General features: G+C 34.8%; 19 protein-coding genes and 1 riboswitch. Of the genes, 13 read left to right on the forward strand and 6 right to left on the reverse strand.

Features of this window, described 5'->3' with window-relative positions; all coding sequences use genetic code 11:
* The first annotated feature begins 25 nt into the window (after positions 1–25).
* The 5 genes from DM447_RS03395 to DM447_RS03415 are packed head-to-tail and all read left to right on the forward strand — an operon-like array spanning position 26 to position 5,026.
* Positions 26–961 (forward strand): DUF7847 domain-containing protein, encoded by a 936-nt coding sequence (locus DM447_RS03395; RefSeq protein WP_112179905.1) that lies wholly within the window; start codon positions 26–28, stop codon positions 959–961.
* Positions 962–990: 29 nt separating this feature from the next.
* A complete protein-coding gene (locus DM447_RS03400; RefSeq protein ID WP_112179906.1) occupies positions 991–1,650 on the forward strand; it encodes a DUF4129 domain-containing protein in 660 nt (219 codons plus the stop codon).
* A 7-nt stretch (positions 1,651–1,657) separates the two neighbouring features.
* Positions 1,658–2,794, forward strand: a complete 1,137-nt coding sequence (locus DM447_RS03405) for a DUF4350 domain-containing protein (RefSeq protein WP_112179907.1) — start codon at positions 1,658–1,660, stop codon at positions 2,792–2,794.
* Positions 2,791–3,720, forward strand: a complete 930-nt coding sequence (locus DM447_RS03410; RefSeq protein ID WP_112179908.1) for an AAA family ATPase — start codon at positions 2,791–2,793, stop codon at positions 3,718–3,720. Before DM447_RS03405 ends, DM447_RS03410 begins: the two co-directional genes overlap by 4 nt.
* Complete coding sequence (locus DM447_RS03415) at positions 3,674–5,026, forward strand: DUF58 domain-containing protein (protein ID WP_112179909.1); 1,353 nt, start codon at positions 3,674–3,676, stop codon at positions 5,024–5,026. The genes DM447_RS03410 and DM447_RS03415 overlap by 47 nt, the downstream gene beginning before the upstream one ends.
* Here the strand turns inward: DM447_RS03415 and DM447_RS03420 are convergent.
* The gene (locus tag DM447_RS03420; RefSeq protein ID WP_112179910.1) at positions 5,023–5,985 is read right to left on the reverse strand and encodes a stage II sporulation protein M; all 963 of its coding nucleotides are present in this window, start codon (positions 5,983–5,985) and stop codon (positions 5,023–5,025) included. The genes DM447_RS03415 and DM447_RS03420 overlap by 4 nt on opposite strands.
* A gap of 106 nt (positions 5,986–6,091) precedes the next feature.
* Between DM447_RS03420 and DM447_RS03425 the strand changes: the two genes are divergently transcribed.
* Positions 6,092–6,904, forward strand: a complete 813-nt coding sequence (locus DM447_RS03425; RefSeq protein WP_112179911.1) for an RDD family protein — start codon at positions 6,092–6,094, stop codon at positions 6,902–6,904.
* 114 nt (positions 6,905–7,018) lie between these two features.
* Here DM447_RS03425 and DM447_RS03430 read toward each other — a convergent pair whose 3' ends face one another.
* Both DM447_RS03430 and DM447_RS03435 read right to left on the reverse strand, forming a co-directional pair.
* Positions 7,019–8,380 (reverse strand): PFL family protein, encoded by a 1,362-nt coding sequence (locus tag DM447_RS03430; protein WP_112179912.1) that lies wholly within the window; start codon positions 8,378–8,380, stop codon positions 7,019–7,021.
* 17 nt (positions 8,381–8,397) lie between these two features.
* Entirely contained in the window at positions 8,398–8,670 is a 273-nt protein-coding gene (locus tag DM447_RS03435) for an ACT domain-containing protein (RefSeq protein ID WP_112182640.1), read from the reverse strand.
* 107 nt (positions 8,671–8,777) lie between these two features.
* Positions 8,778–8,855: riboswitch (glycine riboswitch) on the reverse strand.
* Positions 8,856–9,532: 677 nt separating this feature from the next.
* On the opposite strand from DM447_RS03435, the gene gndA reads away from it, so the two are divergent.
* A complete protein-coding gene (gene gndA, locus DM447_RS03440) occupies positions 9,533–10,951 on the forward strand; it encodes an NADP-dependent phosphogluconate dehydrogenase (protein WP_112179913.1) in 1,419 nt (472 codons plus the stop codon).
* Positions 10,952–11,015: 64 nt separating this feature from the next.
* On the opposite strand, the gene zwf is transcribed toward gndA, so the two are convergent.
* A complete protein-coding gene (gene zwf / locus DM447_RS03445) occupies positions 11,016–12,491 on the reverse strand; it encodes a glucose-6-phosphate dehydrogenase (RefSeq protein WP_112179914.1) in 1,476 nt (491 codons plus the stop codon).
* Positions 12,492–12,763: 272 nt separating this feature from the next.
* Here zwf and DM447_RS03450 point away from each other — a divergent pair, with 272 nt between their 5' ends.
* Together DM447_RS03450 and DM447_RS03455 are read left to right on the forward strand one after the other, a co-directional pair.
* Complete coding sequence (locus DM447_RS03450; protein ID WP_112179915.1) at positions 12,764–13,531, forward strand: TIGR01457 family HAD-type hydrolase; 768 nt, start codon at positions 12,764–12,766, stop codon at positions 13,529–13,531.
* Positions 13,532–13,564: 33 nt separating this feature from the next.
* Positions 13,565–13,780 carry a YdbC family protein gene (locus DM447_RS03455; protein ID WP_112179916.1) on the forward strand — a complete coding sequence of 72 codons (216 nt, stop codon included), beginning with the start codon at positions 13,565–13,567 and terminating at the stop codon, positions 13,778–13,780.
* Between the two features lie 353 nt (positions 13,781–14,133).
* Here DM447_RS03455 and mreBH read toward each other — a convergent pair whose 3' ends face one another.
* Positions 14,134–15,141, reverse strand: coding sequence for a rod-share determining protein MreBH (gene mreBH, locus DM447_RS03460; protein WP_112179917.1), 1,008 nt, complete (start codon positions 15,139–15,141; stop codon positions 14,134–14,136).
* 213 nt (positions 15,142–15,354) lie between these two features.
* Between mreBH and DM447_RS03465 the strand changes: the two genes are divergently transcribed.
* Together DM447_RS03465 and DM447_RS03470 are read left to right on the forward strand one after the other, a co-directional pair.
* Positions 15,355–15,993, forward strand: a complete 639-nt coding sequence (locus DM447_RS03465; protein WP_112179918.1) for an MOSC domain-containing protein — start codon at positions 15,355–15,357, stop codon at positions 15,991–15,993.
* 153 nt (positions 15,994–16,146) lie between these two features.
* Positions 16,147–18,318 carry a sensor domain-containing protein gene (locus DM447_RS03470; protein WP_112179919.1) on the forward strand — a complete coding sequence of 724 codons (2,172 nt, stop codon included), beginning with the start codon at positions 16,147–16,149 and terminating at the stop codon, positions 18,316–18,318.
* A gap of 90 nt (positions 18,319–18,408) precedes the next feature.
* Here DM447_RS03470 and DM447_RS03475 read toward each other — a convergent pair whose 3' ends face one another.
* On the reverse strand, positions 18,409–19,764 hold the full coding sequence (locus DM447_RS03475; protein WP_112179920.1) for an alanine/glycine:cation symporter family protein: 1,356 nt from the start codon (positions 19,762–19,764) through the stop codon (positions 18,409–18,411).
* A gap of 168 nt (positions 19,765–19,932) precedes the next feature.
* Here DM447_RS03475 and DM447_RS03480 point away from each other — a divergent pair, with 168 nt between their 5' ends.
* The gene (locus tag DM447_RS03480) at positions 19,933–20,415 is read left to right on the forward strand and encodes a low molecular weight protein-tyrosine-phosphatase (RefSeq protein WP_112179921.1); all 483 of its coding nucleotides are present in this window, start codon (positions 19,933–19,935) and stop codon (positions 20,413–20,415) included.
* Positions 20,416–20,700: a hypothetical protein gene (locus DM447_RS03485; protein ID WP_112179922.1), complete on the forward strand. Its 285-nt coding sequence runs from the start codon at positions 20,416–20,418 to the stop codon at positions 20,698–20,700.
* The last annotated feature ends 2 nt before the right edge of the window (positions 20,701–20,702 follow it).

Raw genomic sequence — 20,702 nt, forward strand, 5'->3', positions numbered from 1 at the left:
CATTTTTAAAAGGAGGTAATGTAACATGAAGACAACATTTAATAACAAACCAAAAGGATTTGGAGAAATTCTTGATCTAACATTCCGAATTATCAAGAACCACTTTTCAAGTCTATTTCTCATTATGATTATATTCATGGGTCCAGTATTTCTTCTTCAGGCGATTAGTCAATTAATTGGTGGGAGAAATTTTTTTAGAGAGTTAGAGACTGGTGGAAATGTATTTGACCAGATTCTTAATTCGTACACGCAAACTGCTCAAGAAGTACCAATAGTAGAGAGTATGGGTACTATATTTATAGGATTACTTGCTATTTTATTCTATCCAGTTGCCTATGCAGCTATTATTATTTTAGTTAAGCGAATTAAAAACGATGAAGCTTATACAGTTGGTTCAGTAATAAGATCTGCATTCACACGTTTTTGGCCACTTTTATGGAGTACCTTATTGATTGGATTAATTGTTTTCGCAATTGTATTTATTCCACTCGTGATAGTTATTTCAATTTTAGCTGGTGTTGCATTTTTTGATCCAACTACTGGTATAGCGCCATTTATTGTTGCGTTAATATTATTTATTATTGTACTAATAGGTATGGGTATCGGACTTGGTTTATTATTTACTAAATGGAGCTTTTACTTGCCAGCTGTAGTCTTCGATAGAGTTGCACCAGGTTTATCGAAAAGTTGGATGTTAACAAAAAATAGAACATGGAAACTATTTGGTTTATATGTTGTACTGAGCTTAATTATAGCTGGTATTTCTATTGCAATTGAAATTCCTGCAAGTTTTTTGGGGATGAGTGTGCTATATAGTATTATCATAAATTTAGCAACATTAATTACATCAATTATCTTTACAGTAGGTTATGCTGTTATGTATTTTGATGCCGAAACACGCAATACAGCTGGTGATTTGAAAGATATGATCGATGAGTATCAAGATGATGTTGATCAATAAGGCAATTGTAATCAGTTAGGGTGAGAAAAATGACAAATATGAAACAAGCTAAAGATTCGATAGAAGAGATTTTGAGCCAACAAGAATATCAAGTTTATTATGAGGACAATAGGAATTTTATTCAAGTTTTGTGGGATGAAATTAAAGATTGGATTGAAGAGTTATTATCAAATTGGTTTTCAACCCTTCAGCCTACAAGCAGTATTGGTGATGCACTCATAATATTAGCATTACTTGTTGTTGTCATTCTTGTGTTGTTAGTTATCTTCTTATTAAGTCGAAATTGGGTTAGAAAGAAACGTTTAAACTACCGTCAACCACTACATCAGTTAAATGAGAAAAATTGGTTAAGTCATGATCATTTAAAGGAAGCGAATCGATTAGAGCAGAAAAAAGCATATAGTGAAGCGACACGTCACCTTTTTTTAACCTTTCTCTTGGTATTACATGAGAAAGAATGGTTGCAAGCCCGGATGTGGAAGACGAATTGGGAATATCACGATGAATTAAGACTGATCAAAAGTGATCTTGCAGATGATTTCTATCAGTTAGCTCTGTTCTTTGAAGAGGTAACATATGGAGAATATAATATTGAAGAAAAGGATTATCAGATCTATCGTGAACAAATTGAAAAATGGTTAGCCGAACTAAAGTCTATTAATTCATCAATAGAAAGAGAAGAGGGGTGAAGATAGCATGCCACAAGGGTATACACAACGGAATATTTGGATTTGGCTTGTTAGTCTGCTCGTTCTTTTTATTCTATTAAGTTTCTTTTTATTTAAAGAAGGTCCAGAAGAATATCCGGCTTATATTTCTGAGTCGCCAGCTCCAATGGGAACAAAAGCATTTTATACGTACTTGAACCAAGAGGGGTTCGATGCAGAACGTTGGATAAATTCACCAGAATCGCTTGCGCAAACTGAAGAAAACGAGCTTTTATTTATGATAGCCCCCCCTTTGTTTGCTGATGAAGTAGAACAGGAAAGCTATCAGACATATATGGAGGCTGGTAATACGATTGTTTTGTTAAGACAAAATCCAGATGGTATGTTTGATCTTGATACATCTTACATAGAAGGTGAATTAACGGAGGAATCTACAACACTTAATGGTATTGGAACATACGAAGCGCTTCTGCAGTCTCCTTTTAGAGTGAAAACAAAAGACGATGATAATGTGTTACTAATGGATGAGGAAGGCGAAGCAATCGCTATTGAACGCGATTATGGTAAAGGTAAATTAATTGTTATTACAGAACCTAATTGGTTAACGAATGAAACAATAACAGAGAACGAACATGTTGATATCGTGTTAAATCTTGTTGATGTTTCTACTTATTCATCAATTAAATTTGATGAGTATGTTCATGGAGCAGGAGAACGAATTTCTATCTTCACATTATATCCTCGTTGGCTTTTAACTTTTACAGTTGAATTAATCATATTGACCCTTTTATGGTTATGGTTAAAAGGTAAACGCTTTGGTCCAGTCATCGAGCCACGTGAAGCGACTGTGCGTTTTAGTGATGAGCGTCTAAAAGCGTTAGCGATTTGGTACATCAAAGGAAAAAGGTATCAAGATGCATTAAGCGTTCAAGCAAGTTACAATAAACAATTGCTACAAGAGAGATATGGAATCCCTTATCGAAAAAGTTGGGAAGATAGTATAGATGCGATTCATCGAGCCTTAACAGATATGTCTAGAAAAGAAATAGAAACGTATATTAACGGATTAAATGAAATCTTGGTAAAAGAGAAAATAACGAAACAAGAGTTTGTAGCTTGGTCTCAAAAAAACGATCGCATACGGAAAGAGGTGGAGGAAGGATGAGAGAACAATTAACATCCTTATTAGAACAATATGAAGCTCGAATTATTGGGCAAAAAACAAATCTTCGACTATTACTAACAGCATTACTAGCTGGTGGTCATGTATTAATCGAGGGTGTTCCTGGAACAGGAAAAACACAAATGGTAAAAACGTTAGCTAAGCTTGTTGGGGGAGACTTTAACCGAATTCAGTTTACGCCAGACCTTCTTCCAAGTGATATAACTGGGAGTACTATTTATAATATGAAAGAAAGTACATTTCAAACGTTAAAGGGTCCTATATTTACAAATGTATTGTTGGCTGATGAGATAAACCGGACACCAGCAAAAACGCAAGCTGCTCTTTTAGAAGCAATGGAAGAACAACAAGTTACTATCCAGGGCGAAACCTATCCTTTGTCAGACATGTTTTTTGTTGCAGCTACCCAAAATCCAATTGAGTTTGAAGGGACATACCCTCTTCCAGAAGCACAACAAGACCGATTTTTATTTAAGTTATTAATTGATTTTCCAAGCTTAGAAGATGAAACAAATGTATTAAAACAGGTGATTGAAGCCCAAATAGAACCTGAAGTGGAATCGTCTATATTTACCCCTGAATCTTTACAAAAGGTAAAACAAGAAGTGAGAAAAATTGTTATACAAGACAGCATTGCTGATTATATTATGCGAGTTGTCCGAAAAACAAGAGAAGTGGAAGCAATTCAATTTGGGGCAAGTACACGTGCTGCTATTGCAATTGGTAAAACAGCACAAGCTTGGGCTTATTTAGCTGGAAGGGATTATGTAACACCGGATGATGTTAAGATTTTGGCGCGCCCAAGTTTACGTCATCGTGTACAATTATCTCCTTATGCAGAATTGGAGGGAACGAACCTTGATGAGATTATTCAAGAATTGGTGGGCTCGATTCCTGTTCCAAGATAGAGGCATTCTTCCAACGTTTAAACTGCTTTTCATTACACTTATTGTGGCAACAGTTATTACATTTTCAGCTATTTGGCAGGTATCTTGGATTTTTATTGGTATTGCTAACGGACTATTTCTGTTAACAACGTTGATTGATTTATTTTTCTCACCTAATCGAAACCAATTAGAAGCGACACGTGTCATTGCACAGGAAATGGAACGCTATGAAAATCAAAAAATAACGATTAAGATTGATAATCAAAGCAAGTTTTCTTGTAATGTACGTTTTGTTGATGGTATTCCAACATCTTTTCAAACAATTTTCCCGGTCGATCAATCAGTTGTTTCTGGTCAGAATGTTATAGATTATAACGTTTTTCCACTTGTAAGAGGAAGTTATAAAATTGATAAACTTTATCTGCGCTATAAAAGCTTATTTGGATTGTGGGAAAAACAAAAGACATTTAAACTTGAGGAAACAATCAAAGTCATACCGAATTTATCAGAAACAAAGCGATATCTAGCGAGTTCCCAACGCTATCTGTTGCATGAAGGGTTGAAAGTGCGTAAACAAAAAACCGGTGTCGGTGAATTTGCTAAAGTTAGAAATTACGTAGTAGGTGACGATCCAAGAAAGATTAATTGGAGGCAATCTGCTAAATTACAAGAAGTTATGACAAATGATTATGAGCCAGAACACGGAAAGTATGTAACAATTCTTATTGATTGTGGAAGAATGATGGGTATTGAGTTACAGCATGGTAATCGCTTAGAGAAGTCAATCGAAGCAGCGATTACTGTAGCTGCAGCAGCATTGAAGAATGGGGATTATGTAGCAGTTGTTGCTTTTTCAAAAGACATTAAAGCTTTTGTGCCAGCAGACAAAGGTTTGGCACATCTAGATGTTATCTTAAAAGCAATTTATCACGTTCAAGTAGATGCTAGTGAATCTAATTACGTAAATGTTTTACAATATTTGCAAACGGTTCAAAAGAAAAGAAGCTTGTTTCTATTATTTAGTGATGTTCGCACGTTCATCCATGAAGACCATACTTTATTGTTTGTTAAGCAAGTGCGAAAAAGGCATTTATTTATGATGATTGGTATTGAAGATGAGCTTTTAAATAGAAAGGTAAAAGCTCATCCGGAAACAGCTGTAATCGCAATGCAAAAAACGGTAGCACAGAAGAATGTACAATTCAAAAAACAACAAATGATTAAGTGGGAAAATCAAGGTATGATAATGCTAGAAGCCCCAGAAGACAGGTTAGCAGTTACAGCTGTTTCACATTATATTGAGCAATTAAATCGTGGTATGCTTTAGGTTGGGCGCTTCTGTAAAAAGAAGTGCCCAACCACCATATATAGAATAAAACCAATTAGTGTTAAAAGTGCAACTACATATTTTATCTCAAGTGATAAATCAGCAGGTGTTATAAATCCTTCAATAATACCAGCAAGAATAAAAATTGGGATTGTACCGAGTAAAAGTTGTACAGAGCGAATTGTTTGAATCTTCAATTGATAGAGTCTTGATAAATTACCGGGCACAAATAATTTATAGCCCATTAATAAGCCTGCTCCACCGGCGATAAAAATCGCTAGTAATTCAATGATGCCATGTGGAACAATATATGCCCAAAATATATATGAATTACCTGAATTCCAAAACAAGGCAGCAAGTGCACCAATAATAACGCCATTATATATTAAGAGATAAATGGTTAAAAGACCAAAAGTGATACCACCAGCAAAGGCGAGAATAGCGACGCGAATATTATTTGTCATAATCTCTGCTGACATTAATGAAGCATTTACTGAACCTGCATTTTCTTCTAACTCACTCGGATCAGCAATACTTTGTGCCATATCATTAGGTAGAATACCGTTTATATGTAAGGGATTATCCAAAACAGATAAAAAGCTAGCTAATCCTCCAAAAAAGAATAACAACATTGCGATAACAATGGGTTTCCATTGATCAAGTAGCAAACCGACAAACTTTGTACTGAAGAAATAGTGTAACTGCTTCCAAGAAGATTGTTGCTTCTGATACAGAACGTTGTGTGCTTTAGAAACCATTCCATTTAGATAACCTGTTACTTCTTCATTTGGATAATAAGTTTGACAATACGATAGATTTTGTGCAGCTTTTTGATAAAGATGATCAAATTTATCAATAGTAGTACTTGTAATTTGGTTTCTTTTTTGTAAATCACTAGTTAATTGCTCAAGTTCTTGCCAATCTTTACGATGCTGCTGAATAAATTGTTTTAATTGCATGTAAACCACACCTACTTTTATAGAGATTGTATTATTTCTATTATATAAGCTATATAGTAAAATGAATAGCCTTTTGGAATAATTTTACTTGGAAGGAGCGAGAATTATGGAACAAGAACAAGTAAGTATAAAAACACCAGAATATGTTTCACTACAATTTTCAATCGCGGGATTAGGAAGTAGATCAGCAGCTTTTATAATAGATCAGTTATTTTTATTTCTATTGAATGGTTTAATCTTTCTAGGTTTATTTTTTTTGCTGGAATCTGATCTGGATCAAGATCTTATACTTTTATTTAATGGTTATGAAACATTCATTGCTGTTATAATCGTTATTATTTTTGTTTTAAACACGGGTTACTATTTATTTCTAGAATATTTTTGGGGCGGTCGTACGATAGGGAAAAAAATAATCGGCCTTCGAGTTATTCAAGACAATGGACACAGTATCACATTGCTTTCAAGTTTTATCCGAAATTTCCTGCGCATAATTGATTCGCTTCCAGCGGCTTATTTTGTTGGCATGTTACTCGTCTTTTTACATCCGAAACATAAACGGTTAGGTGATTTAGCTGCGGGTACAATTGTAGTTCATGAAAATATAACAAAACGTAAAAAGAAGAGAAAAAAATCGATTGAAAAGATAATATCTGCACGTGGTCTATCTAAAGAAAATCTTGTATTAGAAAGTTGGCAACAAAAAGCACTTGATCAAAAAGATTGGCATTTAATAAAGACCTTCTGTGAACGTTATGAAGGTTTGCCTATGCATGAAAAGTATCAACTTACCAACCAAGTGGCAACTATTATTTTCCCTAAAATAGATCGAACAGTTGATAACAAGGATACTGTTTATATAGAAAATACTTTATTTGTTTTATATCTATATATGAAAGACGAATGGGAATTTGAATTGTAAATGTTAATCTGTAAACAAGAAAAACCTATCTCTCAAGAAATTGAGAGATAGGTTTTTAGTTAAATAGAAAGAATCGACAAATGTATTACGACCATAAATATGTTATGCAATCCTTTAATTGATTAATGCTTGGAGTGGAGCAGGAATTCTACCACCACGTTGAATCATTTTTGCGGAACTGAAAGGATTGACACCCATAACAGGTGCACGACCTAGTAGACCACCAAATTCAACAACGTCTCCTTCTGTTTTTCCAATTACAGGAATGACACGAACTGCTGTCGTTTTTTTATTGATCATGCCAATTGCTGCTTCATCTGCTATGATTGCTGACAATGTTTCTGGTGTTACATCTCCAGTAAGTGCAATCATATCAAGGCCTACGGAACAGACACATGTCATCGCCTCTAATTTAGAAAGACTAAGGGAATTATTCTCAATTCCACGAATCATACCGTTATCCTCACTAACAGGAATAAATGCACCGCTTAATCCACCGACATAAGAACTTGCCATTGCTCCACCTTTTTTAACTGCATCATTCATTAATGCTAAAGCCGCTATTGTTCCATGTGTACCAACACTTTCTAAACCAATTTCTTCTAAAATTTCAGCTACACTATCGTTTGTAGCATTTGTAGGTGCTAATGAAAGATCCATAATACCAAATGGTACATTTAGTCGCTCGGCAACAACACGTCCTAACAATTCACCAGCTCTTGTAATTTTAAATGCTGTCTTTTTGATGATGTCGGCAACTTCACCAAGATCAGCATTTGGAAACCGTTTCAATGCATTTAAAACAACGCCAGGACCACTTACCCCTACACTTAATACCGCTTCACCTTCACCGGCGCCATGAAATGCTCCAGCCATGAATGGATTATCTTCAACTGGATTACAGAAAACAACGAGCTTCGCACAACCGATACTACTATTGTCTTTTGTTAATTCAGCAGTTTCTTTAATGATTGTACCCATTTGTTTAACAGCATCCATATTAATACCTGTTCGAGTTGTTGCGATGGATATGGAGGCACAAACACGTTCTGTCACACTAAGTGCTCTAGGAAGTGCATCAAGCAGTGTCTGATCGCCTTTACTAATGCCTTTATGTACTAAAGCAGAATACCCACCAATGAAATCGACACCCAATTTTTTGGCTGCTTTATCGAGCGTTTGCGCTAATTCAACTGCTTGATCAACAGTTGCTTTTCCTAAAATTTCAGCTACAGGTGTAATAGCTATTCGCTTATTAATAATTGGAATACCATATTCTTTTTCTACTTGCTCTGCAATCGGTTTTAGTTGATCCGCATATGAAGTGATCTTATCATATACATTTTGTTTTACTTTTTCAAAGTCTGAATCAGCACAATCTCTCAGGCTAATCCCCATTGTAACGGTTCTAATATCAAGACTTTCCATTTGTACCATCCGAATTGTTTCTTGGATTTCCGTAAAAGCTATTGCCATTATATTGTCACACTCCTTTAGATCCGATGCATTGCTTGAAACACGTCTTCAAGCTGTATGCTAATAGTTAATCCTAATTCTTTTTCAATTTCTTTAAATTGTTGAAGTAGTGCATCTAAATCTTCTCCACTTTCAATTTCTACTAGCATCATCATGGTGAAAAAATCCTGTAAGATTGTTTGGCTTATATCTAGTACATTCATTTTGTTTTCTGCTAATACATTTGTCACTTTTGCAATGATTCCTACTTGATCTTTCCCGATTACACTTACTACTGCACGCTTTTTCATGCAAATCACCTCACTATATAATTTAGAGTTATTTCTATAACCAATTAAAAAAGATTGGAATCTTTCTCCAATCTCAGTGATAATAACAGTAAACATAAAGGTTATGTCTAGTTTCTTCTGTCCTGTTGCCTGAGATTGTGAATCCTTCGGCGTCGTTTAAAAACGATCTCTCCAGAAGCTGCTCCTATTATAGTGTTACCCATAATAATCACTGCGATTATAAAATAAATAGATAAACAGATCGTACCAGTTTAGAACGTGGTCGTCAATATAATCTAAAGAAATTGGAAAGGGGTACCTTTCAGTTGAAAGGTACCCCTAGAATAACTTGCCATTTTCACAAGTAAAAATTTTATTTAATTTCTATTTATCTCATTAAATTGCCGCGGTATCTCCACCTGGAAGTTTTTACTAACCTAAACGATGTAAGCCCTACCTCTCCTACATCCTTACGACTCCAAAGTCGATCCAGTGTGAATAAGTCTTGCTAATTGTATATGGTTCCTTCATACACTTTCAAAAAACATTGGCAGATGCCATAATTTTAACTTGCTTCATTTTAAATTGCTTGGCTAAGCTCTAGAAAATATTTTATTACAAAAGCGTTGATTTGTCAAGTTGGTAGCTTTTTAAATAAGGTTTTGATTCCATTAGTAAGTTATGCACATAGTTATTTTGTAATTAAATTGATGTATTAATAGAATTTTTCAAAAAATTCAATTGCAAGATAAGCTAGCTTGTTATAAGTTTATAGAGGGAGTGAAATAATCCTTTAGATAACTAGTACGGCAGAGTTGCAAGGTAAAGAATTTCAACGTATGATAGAAAGAGGATTTTTAATTAAAAAAGGAGCGAAAATACTATGGTAAAACAACAATTCGGAGTAATCGGTTTAGCTGTAATGGGGAAAAATGTTGCCATGAATGTGGAGAGTAGAGGATATTCTTTATCTGTATATAACAGAACATTCCAAAAAACAGAAGACTTTTTGAAAAATGAAGCAGAAGGAAAAAACTTCTTTGGTGCAAAATCAATTGAAGAATTTGTTGATTCATTAGAAAAGCCTCGTAAGATCTTACTTATGGTTCAAGCAGGTGCTGCTACTGATGCAACAATAGAAACATTGAAACCTCTTCTTGATAAAGGTGATATCTTAATTGATGGTGGAAATACCTTCTTCAAAGATACAATTAGAAGAAATAAAGAATTAGATCAATCAGGTATTCACTTTATTGGTACAGGTGTATCTGGTGGAGAAGAGGGTGCACTTAAAGGACCTTCTATTATGCCAGGTGGTCAAAAAGAAGCGTATGATCTTGTTTCTCCTATCTTAGAGGCTATTTCAGCTAAAGTAGACGGCGAACCTTGTGTCACTTATATTGGGCCAAACGGAGCAGGTCATTATGTTAAAATGGTACATAATGGTATTGAATATGGAGATATGCAATTAATCGGTGAGGCGTACTTCATGCTGAAGAATATTCTTGGTTATGATGCTGATCAATTACACAAGGTGTTCGCTGAATGGAATAAAGGGGAATTAGACAGTTATTTAATTGAAATAACGGCAGATATTTTCACGAAAAAAGACGATGAAACAGGTAAGCCAATGGTTGATATGATTCTTGATACTGCAGGTCAAAAAGGTACAGGTAAATGGACTAGTCAGAGTTCGTTAGACTTAGGTGTTCCATTACCAGTTATAACAGAATCTGTATTTGCTCGGTTCATCTCTGCTATGAAAGATGAACGTGTGAAAGCAAGCAAAATATTAAGTGGCCCTTCAGCTCAGGATGCACCTTATGAAGGTGATAAGGATGAGTTAGTAGAAGCAATTCGTAAAGCACTTTATATGAGTAAAATTGTTTCATATGCGCAAGGTTTCGCACAAATGCGTGCAGCATCAGATGAGAATGATTGGAACTTACGTTATGGTGATATAGCGATGATCTTCCGTGGTGGCTGTATTATTAGAGCGCAGTTCTTACAAAAAATTAAAGAAGCTTATGATCGTGAACCTGCTTTAGCAAATCTATTATTAGATTCATACTTCAAGGGTATCGTTGAGGACTATCAAACATCGTTACGTAAAGTTCTTTCTATTGCGATGGAACGGGGTATTCCTGTACCAGGCTTCGCTAGTGCATTAGCTTATTATGATAGTTACCGTACAGAAACGTTACCAGCCAATTTATTGCAGGCTCAACGTGATTACTTTGGTGCACATACGTATCAACGAATTGATAAAGAAGGTACTTTCCATACAGAATGGTTAAGCTAATAAAAGTGAAAAGAAGCTATTCATCATCATGATGAATAGCTTCTTTTCTTACATTTAATTTAAGTTAAATTGTCCACCAATGAAAACCATCATTTTCTAATAGTTCGTCGGCTGCTTTTGGTCCGTTTGTTCCAGAAGTATAGTTCGGAAACTCATCGGAAGACTTTTCACTCCAAGCTTTGGAGATTATATCAACATATTGCCAAGATAATGCCACTTCATCCCAATGAACAAAATTAGTAGAATCCCCGTGTAAGCAATCATTGATTAATACTTCATAAGCTTCAGGACTATTTGATTTCTCTAATCCATTTTTCTCATATTGCATAACTATAGGTGTACTTGTTGTATCATAATCACCTTTTTTAGCGTTTAAATGAAGTGTGATGCCTTCATCAGGCTGAACACTAATTACCAATAAGTTTGGATCAATTGTGTCTCCTTTATCGGCATAAAGGTTCATTGGTAAGTCTTTAAATTGTACCACGATTTCAGTTGACTTTTTCTTCATGCGTTTGCCAGTCCGAATATAAAATGGAACACCGGCCCAACGGAAATTATTAATTACAAATTTACCAGCTACATATGTTTCTGTATTAGAAACTGGATCAACGCCGTTACTCTCTCTATATCCAATTTGTTCTTCGCCATTTATTTCACCTTTATCATATTGTCCTCGAATAAAGTGATCATCCACTTCTTCTACTGCTAATGGTTTTAGACTACGCAATACTTTAATTTTTTCATAACGAATGTCATCAGGATTTAATTTTGCTGGTGGCTCCATTGCCAATAAGGAAACAATCTGTAACATATGATTTTGAACCATATCTCTAAGCGCGCCAGAACCATCATAATAGCGTCCGCGCTCTTCAACACCTAATATTTCACTGGATGTAACTTGGATATTCGCGATATATTGATTGTTCCATAAAGGCTCAAATAAAGAGTTAGCAAAGCGAATGATTTCAATATTTTTAACCATTTCCTTACCAAGATAATGATCAATGCGGTAAATTTGATCTTCAGAGAACGCTTGTCGTATTTGATTGTTTAGCTTTTGAGCAGTTTCATAATTGTGTCCAAAAGGTTTTTCAATTACGAGTCTAGACCAACCAACAGTTTCTGTAAGACCTTCTGCATTTAAGTTGGCAGCTATTGTTCCAAAGAAATTAGGAGCCATTGCTAGATAAAATAGGCGGTTTCCTTCTGTTTCATGTTTCTCATCTAACTCGTTTATAAAGTTGTCTAATTTCTGATAGTGAGTCAGATCTTCCACATCAAATGGGTTATAATGAAAATGAGATGCAAACTGATCTGGATCAATATTGTCATCTTTAAACTCTGCTATTGACTTTTTAATATTCTTTCGGAAATCTTCATTTGTTAATGGTCTACGTGCGACACCGATAACAGCGAAGTTTTCGGATAATTTACCATTCCGATATAGACGGTATAAAGAAGGATATAGCTTTCGGTTGGCCAAGTCTCCTGTAGCCCCGAAAATAATGATTACTGCTTTTGGCGTATTAAGTGTCATGGACTTTTACTACCTCTCTTTAATCTAATATTTTGTTTAATATACGAAAAGATCCCATGTATATTAATTGAAAGTAAAGCTTCGTTAAAACGTAGGACCTCTGGATGTATAAAGTATTTGTGTTAATAGCTTCTTATACAATATCATGTAAGCTGTTATTGATAAACTATTTTACATTATGTAACGCTAAAGTTTATAATTTACTTTTAGTGTGTATGTACTATATTATCATGTATTCTGAAAATAACAAATAGTTTAATCGGAGGTTACTAATGAAAAAATACAAAGGTTTTTTAATCGATTTAGATGGAACTGTTTATAAAGGAACTGAAAAAATTGACGAAGCAATTCAATTTGTTAAAGAATTAGAAAAACGTAATTTACCATACTTATTTTTGACTAATAATTCTACAAAACATCCAAGAGATGTTGCACAAAAACTACAGGATATGGATGTTCCAGCAACAACTGAACATGTTTTTACAACGAGTATGGCAACAGCGACATATGTCGCTGAAATAAAACCAGGGGCACGTGTATACCCAATAGGTGAAGAGGGTTTGCATCTTGCTTTAGAAGAGCAAGGTTTAATAATTGCGAATGAAGCTGTCGACTTCGTTGTAATGGGCTTAGATCGAGCCATTACATATGAAAAATTAGCAATTGGTGCTTTAGAAATAAGAAATGGTGCTGCTTTTATTGCGACAAATGGAGATGTTGCTTTACCATCTGAACGAGGTTTTTTACCAGGGGCAGGTTCGCTAATTTCCGTTTTATCAGTAACAACAGGTGTAGAACCAAAATTTATAGGTAAACCTGAGGGGATTATTGTGGAACAGGCGTTAGAAGTTTTAGGAACAACTAAAGAAGAAACCATTATGATTGGTGATAATTATGCTACTGATATTTTAGCTGGAATTAATGCCGGCATCGATTCGTTATTGGTTCATACTGGCGTGACAACAAAAGAAGATTTAGTTAAAATTCCAGTTAAGCCTACATATACAATTGGTAGTTTATCTGAATGGACATTAGAATAAATAGTTCGGATTTTTCTAGGAGAGGTGAGGTAGATGGCAGATTTAAATTATGAAATTATTGAAACGATTGGTGTAATATCTGAATCGGCTAAAGGGTGGAACAAAGAGCTGAACCTTGTTTCCTGGAATAAAAGAGAACCCAAATATGATTTACGTGATTGGTCTCCTGATCACGTAAAGATGGGTAAAGGAATTACTTTGACGAAAGAAGAGATGGAAAGTCTTCGAGATTTACTTAATAAGGATTAAATATTTATTAAGCTTTGGTAAGCATCATTGCGTTTCATCTTACGAACTTGATGATAAAAGCAATGTAACTTAGCGCGTTTGAAATATACTGCTGTTCCCACGGAAAGTGAAACTATTTGCTGACGTAGCGAGTAAGACCAGAACGTTACGTCGGAGTCTATAGTTGTTTCGTAATATACTACAATCTTTTAGAAAGCAGCCTCTTCTTAGGATTGTCAAGCAATATGACAGCTATTCGCTAAGCTTAAAACAGTCAACGAGTAGCACTTATGTTTTGTGAGAAAGTTGAGGATTTGGTTAAACGGAAGAAAAGCTTGGACTATTTTTTAGTCCAAGCTTTTTCTTTCATTAGATTACTTTACGGCCTTTTGCAACTTGTTTATCATTTTTAATGAGCGTCCTGTTCCAATTGCTACTGATTCCAAAGGATTTGGTGCAAGATGTACAGGTACGTGGACTTCTTTTTCAAGCCATTCTTGCATACCATGTAATAATGCACCACCACCAGTGATTGTAACACCGCGATCAACAATGTCTCCACTTAATTCTGGAGGACAACTTTCTAAGGTAGCATGTATTGTCGCTAAAATAGATTCTAATGATTCACGTATTGCTTCTTGTACTTGTGTGGAGGTTACAGTGATAACTCTAGGCAATCCTGTCACAAGGTCACGGCCTCTAACTTCCATTGATTCCTCTTTATGGTCAATTAAAGCATGTCCAATTTCTATTTTTACATTTTCAGCAGTTCGTACACCAATTAATATATTGAATTTCCGACGGATGTATTGAATGATTTCCTCATCCATTCTATCCCCACCTGTTCGGACAGATCGACATGAAACCACGCCGCCAAAAGAGATTATAGCAACTTCACTCGTTCCTCCACCGATATCGACAATAACACTTGCAATTGGTTCCTCAACTGGCAGGTCAGCACCAATTGCAGCTGCGATAGGCTCTTCAATTATATGAACTTCTTTAGCCCCATAGCTCTTGACGGCATTATGAATGGCACGACGTTCAACTGAGGTACTACCTGAAGGAGTGCAAACCACAATAGTAGGTTTACGCATGGATACACCAGCCACTTTGCTTACTTTCTTTAAAATTTCTTTTAATAATTGTGCCGTAATATCATAATCTGCTATTACGCCATCCTTCAAAGGCCGAATGGGTACAATATTTCTTGGTGTTTTACCGACCATTTCCTTTGCTTCTTTGCCAACAGCTATTACTTGATTATTTCTAGTATCAATAGCTACCACGGAGGGTTCATTTAAAACAATTCCTTTTGATTTCGTATAAACCAATATATTCGCAGTACCTAAGTCAATTCCAATTTCTGCATTTGAAAACATGATGTTCCTCCAATGATGTTTATATTACTATTCATAGTTATTCTCTTTAATTGCATTTTTTATGGGGGCTAAATCACATGTTTTTATATGAATTTTACTAAAGTGTCATCTAACCTCAATTTAGCTATTGTAACATCTAAGAAATTACATACAAACTAGGATGTTCTCTTATATAAAAAATAATATATAATAAGAATAAAGGATGTGAATAAATTGAAATATCAAATTGTTTCTCTAAATATTGGACAACCCAAAGTTCGTGAATTACAAGGGAAAATGGTTGAAACTGGATTTATTAAGGAACGTGTTACGGAATCTATCTGGTTATCGAAAACAGGTTTTAATGGAGATGGTCAGGCTGATCTGAAAAATCACGGTGGGCTAGATAAAGCAATCCTGCTATATCCTTATGATCATTATGCTTTTTGGGAGGGAAAATATAATCGTAAATTTAATATCCCTGCCTTTGGTGAAAATCTAACAATCGAGGGATTAACGGAAGAAACAGTTTACATTGGTGATGAATTTGAGTTAGGTGAAGCAATTATTCAAGTTTCTCAACCACGACAACCTTGTTTTAAAATAGCTGGTGTACATCAATTAAAGGATATAACAGCTTTGGTTACTGAAACAGGTTATGGAGGTTATTATTGTCGGGTGATCAAGGAAGGTTATGTTTCTTCTAAAGATACTTTAAAATTCAAAAAGAAATATAAAAGGGAATTCTCAATTAAGAGCGTACATAATCTTTTATTCCACGATCGTGAAAACCAACATGCTATGAAAGAGTTGTTGCAGGTTGATTCACTAGCAAACAGTGTTAAGCGTACATTGAGTAAACGTATAAAATAAGTTGAAAATGGTCTTAACCCATGAATAATATGAATAATATGAATTATCTGATAACTAATTCTATTAATAAAATTATAGAAGCTTTTTTTTCTGACAGACTTTATGTATACTTAAACAATAGGAATTACATAAATTGAGATAAAAGGTGAAAATATGACAATATACCCTGTAGACAATGTTTCCATTTATCAAAAGTTAGAGACCTTAATTGAACAGCTTCAAGCTACATCAAATAAGGAAGATATAAAAGAAATCGCACTAAAAATAGAAACGTATTTAAAAACAGGTATACAAAAAACACAAGCGTTAAATGGAGCTGTTAGTGAAGCATTCCGACTGATGATCATTGATCAGAAAGGTTACATTACATACATTGATGATGATTTTTGTGAACAGCTTGGCTATGAGAAGGAAGAATTGTTATACCATCATTATCGGACGCTTCATGCTGGTGTCCATGATGCATCTTTTTATGAGAGTATGTGGATTACAGTTGAATCAGGCAAGGTATGGCAAGGGGATATCTGTACAGAAACAAAGAAGGGTGCGATGGTTTGGTACCGGACGAAATTAGTACCACTAGTTGATCCGACAAACCACACAAAAACGTTTGCTGTATTTCGTACATATATTGATGATATAAAAAAAGATGAAACACAGCTGGTTGAAGCTTTAAATGATGATTATCATAAGGTTTTTCAACAATTGATGAACTTAGTTTTTCGTGTTCAAAAAAACAAACAATCTGGAGAATATCGTTTTTCATTAATTGAAGGAAAATTAACAAAAAAATTAGCTATTTATAATGACTATACATACGATCAACCATTAGATGCTGTTTTTGGAACTACTGATCATGAATGTATTATAGAAAAATTTGATCGTGTTTATGCTGGAGAAGAAGTTACTTTTAAACATCAACATGGATCGCTTTATCTTTATTCTATGCTTTCCCCAATCATGGAAAATGGTGAAGTTATTGAGGTAGTAGGATCTTCAGTTGATATTACCTCATTAGAAGAAGCAGAACAGCAAATAAGACATTTAGCCTTTCACGATCCACTAACAGATTTACCAAATCGAAGTAAATTAAGAGAAGACATGAAATCATTAGTAAAGAAGGCAGAACAGTCAAGTTCTTTTGCAGTCTTGTATTGTGATATCGATCGACTCAAGTACATAAATGATACGTTAGGTGAATTTATTGGAGATCAAGTAATCCAAACGATTGCCAAGCGGTTGGAAAATACAATAGATGATAAAGGTAAACTATATCGTTTTGGTGGAGATGAGTTTGTTGCTTTAATAGAAGGCTCAAAAACTGAGATCAATTTAATGAGTAAAGCATTATTGAACCAAATAAAACAGCCACTAACACTTCATGGTAATGAGTTTTTTGTAACTTGCTCTATCGGTATAAGTTTCTTTGGCGACGATGCAACAACTGCAGATGAGTTAATGAATCATGCAAGTATTGCTGTTCATTATTGCAAAGTCAATGGTAGAAACAGTCGTTTAGTGTATACGCCGAGTATGGATGAAATGTATAATGATATTCTTCTCATGGAGGGTGAAATTCGCAAAGCATTATATCATGATGATTTTCAGTTATACTATCAACCGCAAATTAATGTGGAAACAGGGGAAGTAATAGCTTTAGAGGCATTAATTCGGTGGTCTCATAAAGAAAAGGGGTTTATACCACCTAGTGAATTTATTCCTCTTGCTGAAGAAATTGGTGTAATAATACAACTAGGGGAATGGGTAGTTCGACAAGCATGCATGCAACATGTTAAATGGGTTGAAAAAGGTTATAAGCCCGTTCGAATTGCAGTAAATGTATCTGCAATTGAATTGCAACGATTTGATTTTGCTGATCAAGTAGCCATGATAATTCAGCAAACGAATATGGATCCAAATTACTTAGAAATTGAAATAACGGAAAATAGTGTGATGCAGAATACGGAAGATTGTATTAAAACAATGAATACATTACGTGCTATGGGGATTTCGTTATCAATTGATGACTTTGGAACAGGTTATTCATCATTTGGTTATCTGCGGAAATTCCCAATCAACTATTTGAAAATAGACCAATCATTTGTCAAAAATGCATTGACTGAATCTAGCAGTGCGGAAATTATTAAAGCAATGATTCAAATTGCACACACTTTTGGTTTAAAAGTTGTTGCAGAAGGTGTAGAAGAACAAAAAGTGCTAGATCTATTACAGAATCAAGAATGTGATTATTATCAAGGTTACTTCTTTAGTAAACCAGTACCAGCTGATGCACTTGAAAGATTGTTATATAAAAAAACTTCTTAGTCATATACATATTCAACCAAAAAAACATTTTAAAATATCTTAGATTAAACAAATCCCTCATCCTACTAGTAGGATGAGGGATTTGTTTAATTACATATTTACTGTTTGTTTTTTGGTTCTTTTCTCTTCCTTGATAATTTTTAAGAAATGTTTTGTTTCTGCTATAACAACTCCAGATAATCCAAGCAATCCAATCAAGTTAGGGAATGCCATTAATCCATTCATTATATCTGCAATACCAAAAACCACATCTAAGCTAGCAATTGATCCGACAAATACAAAGACGATAAATGCTATCCGATAATAAGTAATAGCATTATCGTTAAACAAATAGCTAAAACATTTTTCGCCATAGTAGGACCATCCTACAAGAGTAGAAAAAGCAAAAAATATTATACCAATTGTAACAATATAGCCACCTGCAGAACCTAGAAATGCTTCAAAAGATGCAGAAGTTAAGTCACCACCTTCTAAGCCAGTCATATAGAGGTCTCCCATCACAATTGTTACACCTGTAATAGTACAAACAATAATAGTATCTATGAACACCTGTGTCATCGATACAAGTGCTTGGCGTCCAGGATAGTCTGTTTTTGCTGCCGCAGCCGCAATGGGTGCTGATCCAAGACCTGCTTCGTTTGAGAATACACCACGTGCAACACCATAACGTATAACTGAACCTAAAATACCACCACCTAGCGCACTTCCTGTGAATGCATCATTAAAGATAACTTGAAAAGCACTGGGAATTAGTTCGAAATTTAAGATCATAATAATTAGTCCACCAATTACATAGAAAAGTGCCATAATAGGTACAAAAAATGCGGTAACTCGACCAATACTTTTAATGCCACCTAATATAACTAAACTAGTAAGAGCTACAAGAATGATTCCAGTTACCCAAGTTGGCATATTGAATGTTGTTTCTACAGCGCTAGCAACAGATTGAGCCTGCACCATGTTGCCAATTCCAAAAGCGGCAATTGATCCAAAAATAGCAAATAAAACACCTAGCCATTTCATTTTCAATCCGTGTTCAAGGTAATACATTGGTCCGCCTGACATTTCGCCTTTACTGTTGGTGGTCCGATATTTTACTGCCAAGAGTGCTTCGGCATACTTGGTTGTCATACCAAATACAGCAGTGATCCACATCCAAAATACTGCTCCTGGTCCACCGAGTACAATTGCAGTTGCTACACCAACAATATTACCAGTTCCGATCGTAGCGGCCATTGCAGTTGACAACGCCTGATAGTGACTAATGTCACCCTTCTCATCTTTATTCTTTGAAGGAGAGAAAGCTAACTTTAATGCATAAGGTAATGCCCTTATTTGCAAAAATCCTAAGCGAAACGTTAAATAAATACCTGTTCCGACTAATAGGATAAGTAAGGGTGGCCCCCAAACCCAACCGCTGATTTGATTGATTGTATCTAATAGCAAATTATTTTCCTCCTTTTCTTTACTGTTTAAATTTTCTGAAATTTTAGAACGAAAGTCAATAGGTATTTTTGTCGAATTAAACTTTCTTCTATAATTAGGTAAAATTTTAAAAAAACGATATAGTTGCGTATAATAGGAGTAAATCTAATCGATTGGTGGTATATAAAAATGATAAAGGTTTTATTTGTTTGTTTAGGAAACATTTGCAGGTCGCCAATGGCGGAAGCTTTTTTTCGTGATTTAGTTGAAAAAGAAGGACTGGCCAACCAATTTATAATAGATTCAGCAGGAATCGGTGCATGGCATGTTGGGCTACCACCACATGAGGGGACAAGAAAAATGTTGGATGAAAAGCAAATTTCTTATCATGGAATGAAAGCTAGACAGGTTTCTGAAGCTGATTGGCAAGAATTTGATTATATTATTGCGATGGATGAGCAGAATATTCATGACTTGGAAGAAATAAAGAAGAATGCTGAGGGAGTTAAAGTTGCCAAGTTAATGGACTATGTTGATGCGGCAAAGGAAAGAAATGTACCAGATCCATATTTCACGAAGAAATTTGATTACACATATCAGTTAGTAGAAAGTGGTTGTGAGGCTTTGTTAAAAGCAATTAAACAAGAAAAACAAATAAAAGGGGCGTTATAAATGGCAAAAGGATTAATGTATAAAGGTATGTTGTTAGGTGCGATTGTAGGAGGATCAATAACTTTATTAGACCGTACTACACGAAAAGAAGTGATAACTGGACTAAAGAAAACAAAAAATAAAACATTTTATTATCTAAATCATCCATCAGTTTATATGGGTAATTTGCGAATGCAATGTGAATCTGCTACAAATACACTTTTAGATGGTATGAATACGACAATCAAACTAATTAACAAAGTTCAAGAAACGCTGGAGGAAACAGAAAATAAATCAGTAAAATAGAT

The organism is Paraliobacillus zengyii (assembly GCF_003268595.1).
GTDB classification, from domain to species: Bacteria; Bacillota; Bacilli; order Bacillales; family Amphibacillaceae; genus Paraliobacillus_A; species Paraliobacillus_A zengyii.